Source organism: Brevundimonas sp. AVps31 (genome assembly GCF_058681355.1).
Genome location: NZ_CM178736.1, coordinates 2559338 through 2573693, shown reverse-complemented (window position 1 = coordinate 2573693; position 14356 = coordinate 2559338). Strand labels below are relative to the sequence as shown.

The 14356-nt window shown below is 67.8% G+C and carries 9 protein-coding genes; 7 read left to right on the top strand and 2 right to left on the bottom strand.

What is annotated here, in order from left to right:
• Positions 1-58 precede the first annotated feature (58 nt).
• Both ACW174_RS12560 and ACW174_RS12555 read left to right on the top strand, forming a co-directional pair.
• Entirely contained in the window at positions 59-967 is a 909-nt protein-coding gene (locus tag ACW174_RS12560) for an alpha/beta hydrolase (RefSeq protein WP_492014763.1), read from the top strand.
• A 65-nt stretch (positions 968-1032) separates the two neighbouring features.
• On the top strand, positions 1033-1386 hold the full coding sequence (locus ACW174_RS12555) for a hypothetical protein (protein WP_492014762.1): 354 nt from the start codon (positions 1033-1035) through the stop codon (positions 1384-1386).
• Positions 1387-1445: 59 nt separating this feature from the next.
• Here the strand turns inward: ACW174_RS12555 and ACW174_RS12550 are convergent, their stop codons facing one another.
• Complete coding sequence (locus ACW174_RS12550; RefSeq protein WP_492014761.1) at positions 1446-2957, bottom strand: serine hydrolase; 1512 nt, start codon at positions 2955-2957, stop codon at positions 1446-1448.
• A 181-nt stretch (positions 2958-3138) separates the two neighbouring features.
• On the opposite strand from ACW174_RS12550, the gene ettA reads away from it, so the two are divergent.
• The 3 genes from ettA (at position 3139) to ACW174_RS12535 (ending at position 11674) form a co-directional block, all read left to right on the top strand.
• The gene (gene ettA, locus ACW174_RS12545; protein WP_492014760.1) at positions 3139-4806 is read left to right on the top strand and encodes an energy-dependent translational throttle protein EttA; all 1668 of its coding nucleotides are present in this window, start codon (positions 3139-3141) and stop codon (positions 4804-4806) included.
• Between the two features lie 178 nt (positions 4807-4984).
• Entirely contained in the window at positions 4985-10750 is a 5766-nt protein-coding gene (locus ACW174_RS12540; protein WP_492014759.1) for a hypothetical protein, read from the top strand.
• 153 nt (positions 10751-10903) lie between these two features.
• Entirely contained in the window at positions 10904-11674 is a 771-nt protein-coding gene (locus ACW174_RS12535) for a DUF6065 family protein (RefSeq protein ID WP_492017274.1), read from the top strand.
• A gap of 5 nt (positions 11675-11679) precedes the next feature.
• Here the strand turns inward: ACW174_RS12535 and ACW174_RS12530 are convergent, their stop codons facing one another.
• Entirely contained in the window at positions 11680-12195 is a 516-nt protein-coding gene (locus ACW174_RS12530) for an EF-hand domain-containing protein (RefSeq protein WP_492014758.1), read from the bottom strand.
• Between the two features lie 170 nt (positions 12196-12365).
• Between ACW174_RS12530 and ACW174_RS12525 the strand changes: the two genes are divergently transcribed.
• Both ACW174_RS12525 and metF read left to right on the top strand, forming a co-directional pair.
• Positions 12366-13340 (top strand): ArsR/SmtB family transcription factor, encoded by a 975-nt coding sequence (locus ACW174_RS12525; protein WP_492014757.1) that lies wholly within the window; start codon positions 12366-12368, stop codon positions 13338-13340.
• Entirely contained in the window at positions 13337-14284 is a 948-nt protein-coding gene (metF, locus tag ACW174_RS12520) for a methylenetetrahydrofolate reductase [NAD(P)H] (RefSeq protein WP_492014756.1), read from the top strand. The genes ACW174_RS12525 and metF overlap by 4 nt, the downstream gene beginning before the upstream one ends.
• The last annotated feature ends 72 nt before the right edge of the window (positions 14285-14356 follow it).

Genomic DNA, 14356 nt, shown 5'->3' with positions numbered 1-14356 from the left:
CCCTCGTCGCCACATTCGGGCCGAGGATGCACACCGTGAAGCTTTGGGGGAGTCGGGTATGCGGGTGTTGTGTCTGGGGATGATCCTGCTGGCGGCGAGCCTCGCCACGGCCTGCACGGATCGGGCCGACGCCCGGCAGACCGACACCCCCGCCGACGGCGCGCCCTATGTGCTGAAGGGCACGCAGGTCTGGAGCGTGCCCGATCCCGTCTCGGGTCGCGACTATGAGGTCTTCGTCAGCCTGCCCGCCAGCTACGAAACCAGCCCCCAGCGCCGTTATCCGGTGCTGTATGTGACCGACGCGGACTACGCCTTTCCCATCATCCGCCAGATCGCCCGACGCGTGAACCTGGAGGGGCCGGTGATCGAGGAGTTCATCCTGGTCGGCCTGTCCTACGCCCGCGACGACAGCCCCGTGGTCAGCCGCAACCGGGACTACACACCCACGCCACGCGGGCCGCGCAGCGCCGGCTCGGCAGTTCACGGCGGCGGGCCGGTCTATCAGACCTATCTGAAGACGCAGGCCCTGCCCTTCATTGAGCGCCGCTTCCGGGCCGACCCCGCGCGCCGGGTGATGCTGGGCCATTCCTACGGGGGCCTGCTGGGGGCCCAGATCCTGTTCACCGACCCGGAGTTGTTCCACAGCTATGTTCTGGGCAGCCCGGCTTTCTGGTTCGACCGGCGCCACATCATGACGATGGAGGCCGACTATGCCCGCACCCACCGCGACCTGCCGGCGAACGTGTTCATGTACATCGGCGCCTTCGAGGTTCCGGGGCCGACTCCGCGCCACACCACCGACGCCGACATGGTGGGCGACATGCGGCGGATGGAGACGGCGCTGACGGCGCACGGCTATCCGGGCCTGCGGGTCCGGTCGACCGTGCTGGAGGACGAGGACCACCTGACCGTGGCCCCCGTCGGCTTCACCCGCGCCCTGATGGCGGTGCTGCCCACGCAGAGGTAGCCCTTGCCGGGAACCGATCCGACCATGGAAGCCTTCGGTCAAGGTTGCCGCAACAGGGGGTTCTCTTGAAGAAAAATCCGATCGTTCTCATCGCCCTTGGCGTCCTCCTGATCGCCGTCGGCGGCTGGATGCAGTTCACGGGGGGGCCGCCGAAAGCCGATCCCGGCCTGAGACAGGCGTGCGAAGCCTCCATGGCCGAACGCGGGGCTGACGCCGACCTGATCGCGCAATGCAGGGAGGTCGCCTTCGCCACCGCGACGACGGCGACGGACGCAGGAGCCGCGGCCAGATCGATCAGCGCGGCGAATACCGGCGAGATCGGCGGCAACGCCCTGTCGATGTTCCTGATCGGCCTCGGCCTGGCGCTGGTTGTCGGTGGCGTCGTCATCCGGCGCGGCGCCGGTCGCGCCGCGGCCTGACGGGGGCGAGAGCTGGGCCTGCCCTGCGGCGCGTGTCCCCGCCGGCCCCACGACCCGCGTCAGCGCCGGATGTAGGTCTCCCCATCGTAGTCCAGTGACACAGGGCGGCCGTCGGCGCCCAGCCGGAAGGTGACGATCTGGCCGCTCATCGGCGTCAGCTCGACCCGCAGGCTTTCCGGATCGGTGAAATTCTCGGCCACGGCCGATTGCACGCCGATGGACAGACGCAGACGGTCGCCGTCCTCACTGACGCTCAGGGTCCCGTAGGCCGGGCTGACGTAGTCGCCGACATAGGCCGGGTTCGGCCGGCTGAGCGTGCGGGGCCGTTGCGCGCGGGCCGCCAGACTGGTCGCGATGCCCGCCCGCCGCCGGTCACGCCGATTCTCCAGTGCATCCAGCTTCGCGTCATAGACCGCGTCGATATCCGGCACGCCCGCGAACCAGTCGTAGGCGTAGTTCGCCACCAGATCGGCCAGGTCGCCGGCGAAGGCGTCCTCGTTGACCATCACCGCCACGCCCAGCCGCCGCGCGGGCATGAAGGAGACGTGGGCGCGGGAGCCGCTGAAGTTGCCGAAATGGTGGATCAACTCGTCGTCGCCATAGCGCCCGACCTGCCACCCCAGCCCGTAGCCGGTCCGGACATACTCTCCGAAGGTGGTGTCCTGCGTCACCCGCGAGACATGGGTCGAGGCGATCAGCCCTTCGGGCAGCGCCCGCCGGCCGCCGACGACGCCGTCGTTGATCTGGGCTTCCAGCCAGATCGCCATGTCGTTCGCGGTGGAGACCAGACCTCCGGCGGACTGCATGGTGGCGTCCGACTTCTGCAGATATGACCGCTCCGGCGCTCCCGGGACGCGTCCGAAATGACCCGCCGCGACCGTGCCGCCGCCCTGACGCAGCGCGTCGATCCGGGCCGTGGTCGCGGTCATGCCGAGGGGCGTCAGCACCTCGTCCTCGACCCGCGCGCGCCAGTCCCGCCCCCGCTCATGCTCCAGCAGCACGGTCGCCAGATTGTAGCCGGCGTTGGCGTAGACGAAGGTCCCGTAGGGAGTCTCGCGCGCCCGCGTCTCCGCCGTCAGCCGCCACAGCAGGTCCGGCGTCCAGTCGCCGCTGTAGGCCGTCCGGAAGGCGGTCGGGGCGTTGTCCACGCCGGATCGGTGGCTGAGCAGATCGGTCAGGGTGATCCGGTCGGCGATATCGTCCGGAACACCCGACCCCGGCGCCCACGACGCCAGCGGCGCCTCAAGGTCGATCTCATCCCGCCGCGCCATGGCGGCGAACGACAGGGCGGTGAAGGCCTTGGTGGCCGAGGCGATGTAGAAGCGGGTGTCCGGCGTCACCGCCGCCCCCGTCTCCACGTCCGCCACGCCATAGCCCGCCGTGAACACCGCCCCCTGCCCGTCGACCACCGTCAGCGCCAGGCCCGGCACCGCCTCCGTCCGCGCCATCGCCCGGCGCGCGAAGGCGTCCATGGCCGCGGGAAAGGCGGCGCGGTCCTGGGCCCCGACCGGCGAGGCCAGGGCCAGCAGGACTACGGCCCCGAAGACCGCGCGGACGCGATGTGAAAACATGGGGACTCCCTCGACCCTCGGACGGGCCTGCCGGACAGAGGCCGACGCCGGGCCGAATGGATGCAGGCGCGGCCATCAAACCGCCCTGCCCGCCCGCTAGGGATTTGCCCTGACGCGGCGTGGCGGCTACATCCCGCGCCAACCTCCCCATTCGATCAGACGACAGGGCGCAACGCACCTCATGGCGCAGCAATATATTTTCCAGATGCAGGGTCTCACCAAGACCTTCCCCGGCGGCAAGAAGATCTTCGAGAACATCTGGCTGAGCTTCTACAACGACGCCAAGATCGGCGTGGTCGGCGTCAACGGCTCGGGCAAATCGACCCTGCTGAAGATCATGGCCGGCCTGGACAACGAGTTCACCGGCGAGGCCAAGGCCGCCGACGGCATCAAGCGCGGCTATCTGGAGCAGGAGCCCCAGCTCGACCCGACCCTGAACGTCCGCGAAAACGTCGAGGCCTGGTGCGAGGAGAAGCAGTGGGTCAACCGCTTCAACGCCATCGCCGTGGAAATGGCCGAGGAATACACCGACGAACTGATGGAGGAGATGACCGCCCTCCAGGAGAAGATCGACGCCGGCGACGTCTGGGACATCGACAGCCGCATCGAGATGGCCATGGACGCCCTGCGCTGCCCCGCCGACGACTGGGAAGTCACCAACCTGTCCGGTGGTGAAAAGCGCCGCGTGGCCCTGGCCCGCCTGCTGCTGTCCAAGCCCGACATGCTGCTGCTCGACGAACCGACCAACCACCTCGACGCCGAATCCGTCGCCTGGCTGCAGCACCACCTCGAGAACTTCCCCGGCTGCGTGATCCTGGTCACCCATGATCGCTACTTCCTGGATCTGGTGACCAAGTGGACGCTGGAGCTGGACCGCGGCAAGGGCCACCCGCACGAGGGCAACTACTCCTCGTGGCTGGAAGCCAAGACCAAGCGCGTCGTGCAGGAGCAGTCGGAATCGGAAGCCCGCCAGCGCGCCCTCACCCGCGAACTGGAATGGGTCCGTTCGGGCGCCAAGGCCCGTCAGGCCAAGTCCAAGGCCCGTCTGGCGGCCTATGAACGCATGGTCGACGAGCAGGACCAGCAGCGCGGCGCCCAGACCCACGCCGTCATCCAGATCCCGCCCGGCCCGCGCCTCGGCAACGTCGTGCTGGAGGTCGAGGGCCTGCAGAAGTCGTATGGCGACAAGGTCCTGTTCGACAACCTGACCTTCAAGCTGCCGCCCAACGGCATCGTCGGCGTCATCGGCCCCAACGGCGCCGGCAAGTCGACCATGTTCAAGCTGATCACCGGCCAGGAACAGCCCGACGGCGGCACCATCAAGGTCGGCGAGACCGTCAAGCTGGCCTATGTCGACCAGTCGCGCGACGACCTGAAGCCGGACGAGACCATCTGGCAGGCCATCTCGGGCGGCACCGACATCATGATGGTCGGCAAGCGCGAGATTAACACCCGCGCCTATGTCGGCAGCTTCAACTTCAAGGGCGGCGACCAGCAGAAGAAGGTCGGCCAGCTCTCCGGCGGTGAGCGCAACCGCGTCCACCTGGCCAAGACCCTGGCCACCGGCGGCAACCTGATCCTGCTCGATGAGCCGACCAACGACCTGGACATCGAAACCCTGCAGAACCTCGAGGAGGCCCTGGAGGAATTCGCGGGCTGCGCCGTGGTCATCTCCCACGACCGCTGGTTCCTGGACCGTCTGGCCACCCACATCCTGGCCTTCGAAGGCGACAGCCACGTCGAATGGTTCGAAGGAAACTTCGAGGCCTATGAGGAAGACAAGAAGCGCCGCCTCGGCACCGACGCCCTGATCCCGCACCGGATCAAGTTCCAGAAGTTCGGGCGGTAAGACTTCCGCGGCCGCGCCTTCGCGTGCGGCCGCCGGATGCTGCTTTCCAGGTCCATCGAGCAAAGACCGCACCGGTCATGGATGCGTGCGATCGGGCATGTCGGCGCGCACCGCCAGCCTGCGGCCTTGCCATATAGGTCCTTGTTTGCTTTGACAGACTCCTTGTTCGGGGAACGTCATGACGATTCTGGTTTCTGCCACCCAAAGGTTCGAACCGGGTCGGACGGTCACGATCACTGATCGGGTCGGGGTGTTGATCACATCCACGTCCGCATCCTTCCAGAATGCGGGAACTATCAATGTCGTCGCGACTGGCAGTTATCTGTCCGGACTGGAATATGACTACGCCGGCTTCTTTGAAGGTTCAGTCTTCACCAACGAGGCGACGGGCGTTCTGAAAGTGAACCTGACCGGAGCGTCGGCTCTGGGGGGCGTGGCGTACGGTTTTTCGGGTCCGAGCGGCTGGAACGGTGACCTGGTCAATGCCGGACTGATCGAAGTTCTGTCCGTATCCCACGCGCTCGGCGTCGCTACATCGGACTACACCTTCACCATGAACAACACCGGTACGCTGCGCGTACAGGCCGTTGAAAGCGCGACCGGCGTCCGGGCCTACAACGGCGCTGTTATCTCAAACTCCGGCACGATTGACGTCACCGGTCGCAACGCCATCGGAATCGAGGCCCTGCGCGCCTCCGCAATCACAAACAGCGGTTCGATAATCGCCCGCGGCGTTGGCCAGGACAGCTCCAGCGTGGCGATCAGCTTCTGGAACTCCTCGACCAGCGTCAACCGCCTGACAAACACCGGTCACATCGAAGGGCGGTATGCGATTGTTGACGCGACTAACGGCTCCCCTCCCCAGGACTCCGAGCAGATCATCAACAATTCCGGGTCCATCGTCGGCATCATCGATCTGGCTCGCGGCGACGATGACCTGACGAACAGTGGAACCATCACCGGCGAGGTCTGGCTGGGCCTTGGAAACGATTTCTACTTCGGTTCTTCCGGCTCGGTCAGTGGCGCGGTGCATGGTGGTTTCGGTAACGACCGCCTGTTCGGCGGCATCGGCGCGGACCGCCTCTACGGTGAAGACGGAGACGACGATATCCAGGCGGGTGCAGGTAACGATTTCCTGCAGGGCGGCAGAGGCTTCAACGCACTGGATGGCGGCAGCGGCGACGACACCCTGTCCTATGCCGGCCTGACCATTGGCGTGACTCTGGACCTCGCTACGGGCGTCGCCACCTCCGCCGGACGGGACCGCCTCGTCTCGATCGAGCATGTGTACGGGAGCCGCTGGGCCGACACCCTTCGCGGTGATGGGGGCGCCAACACGCTTTTCGGGGCTGACGGCGATGACGTCATCGAAGGTCGCGACGGCGATGACATCCTGGCCGGCGGCGCTGGATCCGACGTCCTGACAGGCGGAGCGGGAGCCGACAGGTTCGTCTTCGGGCGTGGCGACGGAGCGGACAGGATTACCGACCTGCGTGCAGGCGACACCTTGGTGATCCATCAATATTCGTCATGGCGAGAGTTGGTGCAGGTCGGAGCGGACACACGCGTGGTTCTGTCCGATACAGACAGCATCCTGCTGACGGGAATAAGCGTGGCGGACGCCTCCAGCCGGATCAGCTTCAACGCCCAGCCGCGCCCGGACTATGCCCTTCCCGCAGAAGCGCCCGAGGTGATGGGCGGCGGCCCACTCCGGATCGACTCTCGCTACTACGTCTATGAAGGGGAAACACTCAACTTTGACGGCACGATAGGCGCGGTCAACGTCTACGCTGATGCGGACGACACCGATCCCGGTCTGACAAACGCGGGCCATATCACGGTCATCGGCGCCGGGTTGGGCGCCAACGGGGTCGGCCTGAACGGCGTGGGGATCAGCACCGAGTTTCACAACCTCGCCACGGGCACGCTTGAGGTGATCACGACGGCGTCCAATGGCAGGGCGACTGGCGTGAACAGCAACGGATGGCAGGGTGAAGTTATCAATGAGGGCCTGATTGACGTGCGTAGCGCGGCGACCGCCTTCGGGCTGGACGGCAATAATGCCGGCATGTCGCTGATCAACAGCGGGACCCTCCGGGTCGCCGGCGTAGGGAATGTTTGCGGCGCGGACCTGGGGCTTTACGGCGCCCTGGACAACACCGGCACGATCGATGTCAGGGGTAGCGGGCAGGTTACCGGCGTATATAGTTTTCAGAACTCAACGATCGTCAATGACGGGCTCATTCGCGTCGCGAACAGCACGGGAGTCGGCGTCGGAATATCAGTCAACGCCAGCGTCATCCGCATCACCAACAGCGGTCGGATCGAGGCCGATCAGGCCATCCTGACATCCGGTGGCGCCTACATCTCCGAGATCACCAACTCTGGCGAGATCATTGGACGTGTCAGCACGTCTTACGGCGCCGACACCTTTATCAACACCGGCCGGATCACGGGCCGCGTTAATCTTGGCGACGGATACGACCTCTATGATGGTTCGGCAGGCGTACAGGAAAGTCAGGTTAACGGCGGCGGCGGTCGGGACCGTCTCATCGGAAGCGCAGGTGCTGACAACCTGGGCGGCGGAACAGGCTCAGATACCTTGATCGGCGGCTTGGGCGACGATCTGATTGAGGGTGGCGAGGGGGATGACTACGCGATCTTTTCGGGCCCACGCTCCGACTACAGCTGGACCGTCTCCGGAGACACGGTCGTCATCACCGGCCCGGACGGCGTCGACACCCTGGTCGGCGTGGAACTCCTTCAGTTCTCGGATCAGGTGGTCAGCCTGACAGGCTACGGTTTGCGCGACAGTGGCTCCGGCGAAAACGACGTGATCGAAGGGACGCAGTTCAACGACATCCTCGACGGCGGGAAAGTACCGGCCCTCGGTGCGGCCAACAATTCGCTCGACGACGGCATAGATCGCATCTTCGGCTTTGCCGGTGACGACATTTTGAGCGGCGGCGGGATGAACGACATTCTCGACGGCGGCGATGGTGACGACATTCTGGACGGCGGCATCCACAATGACACACTGATCGGAGGGCAAGGCATCGACACGGCCCGATACACCGGCCCCCGCTCGAGCTATGTCATCAACACTGTCAACGGCGTGACCACCGTTGAAGGCCCGCAAGGCGTCAACCCCTATACCGGCGCAGTCATCCGCAGCATCGACTGGCTGACCGGCGTCGAGAAGCTCGAGTTTTCGGACCAGACCATCTGGCTCGCCGCCCCGGCGATAGTCGGGACGTCGGCTGATGACAGCTTGGGGGGGGGCGACGCCGCGGATATCATCAGGGGCGCCGACGGAGCCGATGTTCTCACCGGTCGCGGCGGAAACGACGAACTTGATGGCGGCGCTGGAGACGACCTTCTGATCGGGGGGAGCGGCGTAGACAGGCTGATCGGCGGCGACGGACAAGACACTGCCGATTACGTCGCCGCTGCCAACGGCATCACGATCAACCTGACCTCCGGACGCGCAGACAATGACGGAGACAACGGCTCCGATGCGCTGGAGAGCGTGGAGAATGTCACGGGGTCAGCGCACGCGGACAGCATCGTGGGCAGCAACGTCGCCAATACGATCACCGGCGGGTTGGGTAACGACGTCATCGACGGCGGCGACGGCCTGGACATTGCCGTCTTCCACGGAAATCGGTCGGCCTACGTCATCTCGAGCGCGAACAGCGTCACTACCGTGACTGGCCCGGCCGGAACCGACACCCTGACCAATATCGAGCGACTGCGATTCGATGACGGCCTGTTCAATCTGGCGGGTAATCCCCTGCCAAACGAGGTCACCGGAACCCCGAACGCCGACGTTCTGACCGGCGGCGCGGGCGCGGACCTCATCGCGGCGGGCGACGGCGACGACCTGATCACGGGCGGGGCCGGCAATGACGTCGTCGATGGCGGGGCGGGCACGGACACGGCGGTCTTCTCGGCCGGCGCCACGACCGTGACCGTGACCAACGGGGCGGTGACGGTGACCGGGCCCGATGGGACCGACACCCTGACCAATGTCGAGCGGCTGCGCATCGGCGCGCTGGATCTGGCGGTCAGCGGCCTGACCGGCGCGACCCTGATCGGGTCGGCGGCGGGCGAGAGCCTGACGGGCGGCGTCGGCGACGACCGGTTCTTCGGCCTGGCCGGCAATGACGTCTTCACCGGCGGCGCCGGCTCGGACACCGCCGACTATTCCGGCGCGGCCGGCGCGGTCACCGCCCGGATCGACACCCAGTCGGCGTCCAACGACGGCGACGGCGGCAGCGACACCTTCACCGCGATCGAGAACCTGACCGGCTCGGCCTTCAACGACCTGCTGGTCGGGGACGCGACCGCCAACATCCTGTCGGGCGGGCTGGGTCGTGACGTGATCATCGCGGGCGGCGGCAATGACACCCTCCGGGGCGGTTCGGGCGCGGCCAACGAGCTGTACGGCGGCGCGGGCGACGACACCTATATCGTCGAGGAGCGGACCGATTCCATCGTCGAGACCGCGAACGAGGGCGTCGACACCGTCCTGTCGGCCCTGTTCCAGATCAACCTGTCGGCCAATGTCGAGAACCTGACCTATACCGGGACCGGGACCTTCACCGGGGTCGGCAACGCCATCGGCAATGTCATCACCGGCGGGCTGCAGCGCGACGTGCTGCTGGGTCAGGGCGGCGACGACATCCTGATCGGCGGGGCGGGCGCGGCCAATGAGCTGTACGGCGGCGTGGGCGACGACACCTATGTGCTGGACGTGGGCGACTCGATCATCGAGGGCGTCGGCGCGGGGATCGATCTGGTCCAGCTGCGCGGCCTGCACGCCTACAACCTGGGCGCCAATGTCGAGAACGGCATGGTCGTCGGGACCGGCGACTTCGCGATGAACGGCAATGCCCTGGACAACGTCCTGACCGGCGGCGCGGGCCGTGACACCCTGCAGGGCGGGGCCGGCAATGACGCGATGCACGGCGGGGCCGGGATCGACACCGTCACCTACATCCTGGCGACGGCGGGCGTGACGGCGCGGCTGGACGTCAACCGGGCCACGAACGACGGCTTCGGCGGGCAGGACACCTTCTCGGGCGTCGAGAACCTGACCGGATCCAACCTGCGCGACACCCTGATGGGCAATGCCGGCGACAACGTCATCGACGGGGCCATCGGCAATGACGTCCTGCTGGGCTTTGACGGCGACGACACCCTGATCGGCGGCTCGGGCGGCGGCTTCAACGAGATGTACGGCGGGCGGGGCGACGACCTCTACATCGTTGACGCCGGGGACACCCTGATCGAACTGGCGGGCGAAGGGACCGACACGGTCCAGACCACCAACGGCGGCTTCACCCTGGCCGCCAATCTCGAGAACCTGGTCTACAAGGGGCCCGGAAACTTCGCCGGCCTCGGCAATGCCGGGGCCAATGTCATCACCGGCGGGGCGGGCAATGACACCCTGGCCGGGCGCGGCGGCGACGACACCCTGATCGGCGGGGCGGGCGCCGACCTGGCCCTGCTGCAGGGCGTGCGCGCCGACTACACGATCACCGCCGTCGCGGGCGGCTGGCGGGTGACCGACGCCGTGGCCGGGCGCGACGGGATCGACACCCTGTCGGGCATCGAGAGCCTGCGCTTCTCGGACGGGACCGTGCTGGTCCTGGGCCAGCAACCCGCCGCCGCCGTGGCGGACGTCCTGCCCCTGCCCGCCGCCGGCAAGGCCGGGCTGGACGACGCCTTCGTCCTGCCCGCCTGGACGGGCGACGACGCCCTGACCCTGCCGGCCCTGCTCGCGGACAAGGGCGGGTTCGAGCCCCTGGTCCTGCCGGGGCTGGAGACGCCGAACGGCCTGTTCGATGACAGCGCCGTGGTCGCCCGGGGCGGCCCCGGCCTGATCCTGCACGACACCGCCACCCTGTCCGTCTTCGATCACTCCGATCCTTGGGGGTGACCGGGGCGGGAAAAAACAGCGAGGCGTCGGGCGCGACCCGTCTGACGCCCCGTCAGGTCCGGAGGGCTGGCGGGCGGGCGGGATCTGCGGTCAGATGGCCGGACCGCAACGTCTGAAACGAGAGCCGGCTTGAGCCAGAGCGACACCCCGCCCCTGCGTCTGGAATGTTTCCCGACCCGGCCGAACCCGCCGCAGATGGTTCCGGGGCGGCCCGAGCGGGACTGGATGGATCGTTTCGCCCAGCGCCATCCTTATCGCTGCCTGCCCCTGACCATGGCCAATACGACGGGGTGGGAGCTGCTCTGCCCCGTCGGTTTCGAGGCCGAATGGAACGGCGGGCTGGACGCGGACGCCATCCGCTTCCGCCCCCTGGTGGAGGGCGAGACGCTGGATCATCTGGTGGTGTCGCATTTCACCCACGGGGTGCTGACCTTCCACGTCGGCTGGCTGTTCCGCACGCCGCCGGGCTGGGCCCTGCGCGCGTCGGGGAGTCCGAACCGGTTCAAGCACGGCCTCGCGCCGCTGGAGGGCCTGGTCGAGACCGACTGGCTGCCCTACCCCTTCACGATGAACTGGCGCTTCACCGCGCCCGGCCGCGTGCGGTTCGAGAAGGACGAGCCCTTCTGCTTCATCCAGCCGATCCAGCATCATCTGGTCGAGGCGTTCGAGCCGGTGGGCGCGCCCCTGTCGACCGACGGCGATCTGTCCCGCCAGTACGCGCTGTGGAAGGAGGTCCGCGCCGACTTCAACGGCCGCATGGCGGACGGTGATCCCGCGGCCCTGAAACAGGCGTGGCAGCGCTACTATTTCCGCGGCGAATTCCCGGATCAGGCCGAGGCGCGGCCCGAGGGGCACGTCAACAGGCGGCGCCTGGCGGTTCTGCCCGAGCCGCCCGAGGACGCGGGCGTTCCGTCAGACGACTGAACCGATCAGCCGCCCGAGCCGTCCGGCATCGGCATGGGCATGGGGTTGGCGGGGGCCGGCATCGGAATGGCCATCGGCCGCTGCGGCGCCGGCGCCTGGGGCAGTTCATCGTCGGACAGCTGGCCGTCGCCATTGGCGTCCATCCGCTCGAAGGCGCGGGTCGCGCCCGCGGCGAACTCCTCTCCGCTGACGCGGGCGTCGCGGTTGGCGTCGGACCGCGAGATCATCGCGCGCAGGCGCCCGCCGCCCATGCTGGCGACCGGTTCCTGCGTCAGGATGGTCAGTTCATTGCCCGTGACAGCGCCGTCGGCATTGGCGTCCAGACGCCCGAAGATGCGCTCGGACCATGCGGGGATCGCGTCCGCGGTGCGCGGCAACTGGCCCATGGCCATGCCGCCCTGACGCCCGGCCTGCGGCGCCTCCGGGGGTGCGCCCGGGGGCGGCGGGGTCTGGGCGAAGGCCGCGGAGGCCGACAGGAACATCACGGCGGGGGCCGCCAGCAGGATCGGACGAAGACGCATCGCAGGACTTCCACTCACGGGGGATCGACGGCATCAGAGTGTGCCCGTCCCGCCCGTCTGGCCAGCGCATTTTTGTTGCAGACCTGAAACGAAGGGACACCGGGAACCGGACCGGGATCGACGCCCCTTTTTCCTTGCCAAATCATATAAGGATATCTTTATATAAGGCTATGTCTTTGACCGCTGACCAGACCGTCGAGGCCCTGCGCGCCGCGGGCGAGCCGACCCGCCTGCGGGTGCTCTCCCTGCTGGCCGGGGACGAGCTGTCGGTGATGGAGCTGTCGCGCATTCTGGAGCAGAGCCAGCCGCGCGTGTCCCGCCATCTGAAGCTGATGGCCGACGCCGGCCTGATCGAACGTTTCCCGGACGGGGCGCGGGTCTTCTACCGCCTGTCCTCCGATCCGGTGGCGCGACGGCTGATCGACACCGTGCTGGACCTGCTGGAGGACGCCGCCAACGTCGCCGACGATCGGCGGCTGGAGGATGTGCGGCGTGACCGCGAGGCCGCCGCCAGCGCCTATTTCGAACGCGTGGCCCCGCAGTGGGACCGGATCCGGTCGCTCTATGTGTGCGAGACCGACGTCGAGGCCGCGATCCTGACGGCGGCGGGCGACGGGCCGTTCGACCGCGTCGTCGACCTGGGCACCGGGTCCGGCCGGATGCTGACCCTGCTGGGCAGGAAGGCGAAGATGTCGGTCGGTCTGGACCTGAGCCACAACATGCTCAACATCGCCCGCGCCAATGTCGCCCGGGCCGGACTGGACAAGGTCGAACTGCGCCATGGCGATATCTTCGCCACCCGCCTGCCCGAGCACAGCGCCGATCTGGTGCTGGTGCATCAGGTCCTGCACTACCTCGCCGACCCCGCCGCCGCCGTGGCCGAGGCCGCGCGGCTGACCGCGCCCGGCGGCCGGCTGATCATCGTCGACTTCGCCCCGCACCAGCTGGAAAACCTGCGCGAGGAGCATCAGCACCGGCGTCTGGGCTTCGCCGATGACGAGATGCGCCGCTGGCTGGCGAGCGCGGGCCTGACCGCGGAGGCCGCGACCACCCTGCCCCCCGACACCGACGGCCTGACCGTCTCCATCTGGACCGGACAACGCCCGGCCCGGTCGCCCGCCCAGACGAAAGCGAAAGCGGCATGAGCACTCCCATCAGCCTCGCCGAAGCCCGCGCCCTGCTGCTGTCGCCCCTGGGCCCCGTCGCCCGCGCCGGCCAGGACGCCTCGCGCCCGCGCGTCTCGTTCGAATTCTTCCCGCCCAAGTCCGATGAGGCCGAGGCCAATCTGTGGAAGGCGATCCAGCGACTGGCGCCGCTGAACCCGGCCTTCGTCTCGGTCACCTACGGGGCAGGCGGCTCGACGCGGGAGCGGACCCACCGCACGGTCGAGCGCCTCCTGGCCGAGACGGCGCTGCAGCCCGCCGCCCACCTGACCTGCGTCGACGCCAGCCGGGACGAGGTCGACGCGGTGATCGAGGGCTACAAGGCTGCCGGGGTGACGCACATCGTCGCCCTGCGCGGCGATCCCCCCGGCGGAGCCGGAATCGGCGGCGTCTATCAGCCGCGCGCCGACGGCTACGCCAACGCGACCGAACTGACCGCCGCCATCAGCCGCGTGGGCGGCTTCGACATCACCGTCGGCGCCTATCCGGAAAAACACCCCGAAAGCCCGTCCATCGACCATGACATCGACGTGCTGAAGGCCAAGGTCGACGCCGGTGCGACGCGCGCGGTCAGCCAGTTCTTCTTCGACATGGACGCCTTCCTGCGCTTCCGCGACCGGGTGCGGGCGGCGGGGGTGACCATCCCCCTGATCCCCGGCATCATGCCGGTGTCCAATTTCGCGGGCCTGCAACGGATGTGCGGGGCCTGCGGCACGGCCATTCCCGACTGGCTGAAAGCGCATTTCGACGGGCTGGACGGCGATCCCGAGACCCGCAAGCTGCTGGCCGCCTCGGTCGCCGCCGAGACCTGCGCCCGGCTGCAGGAAGAGGGCTTCCGCGACTTCCACTTCTACACCCTGAACCGGGCGGATCTGGTCTACGCGATCTGCCGGGTGCTGGGCGTTCGGGAGGCTGTGGCATCTTGAAGACCCCCTCCACCCCTTCGTGGTCCCCCTCCCCATCACTGATGGGGAGGAGAGTCGCGGCTTTGACCGTCT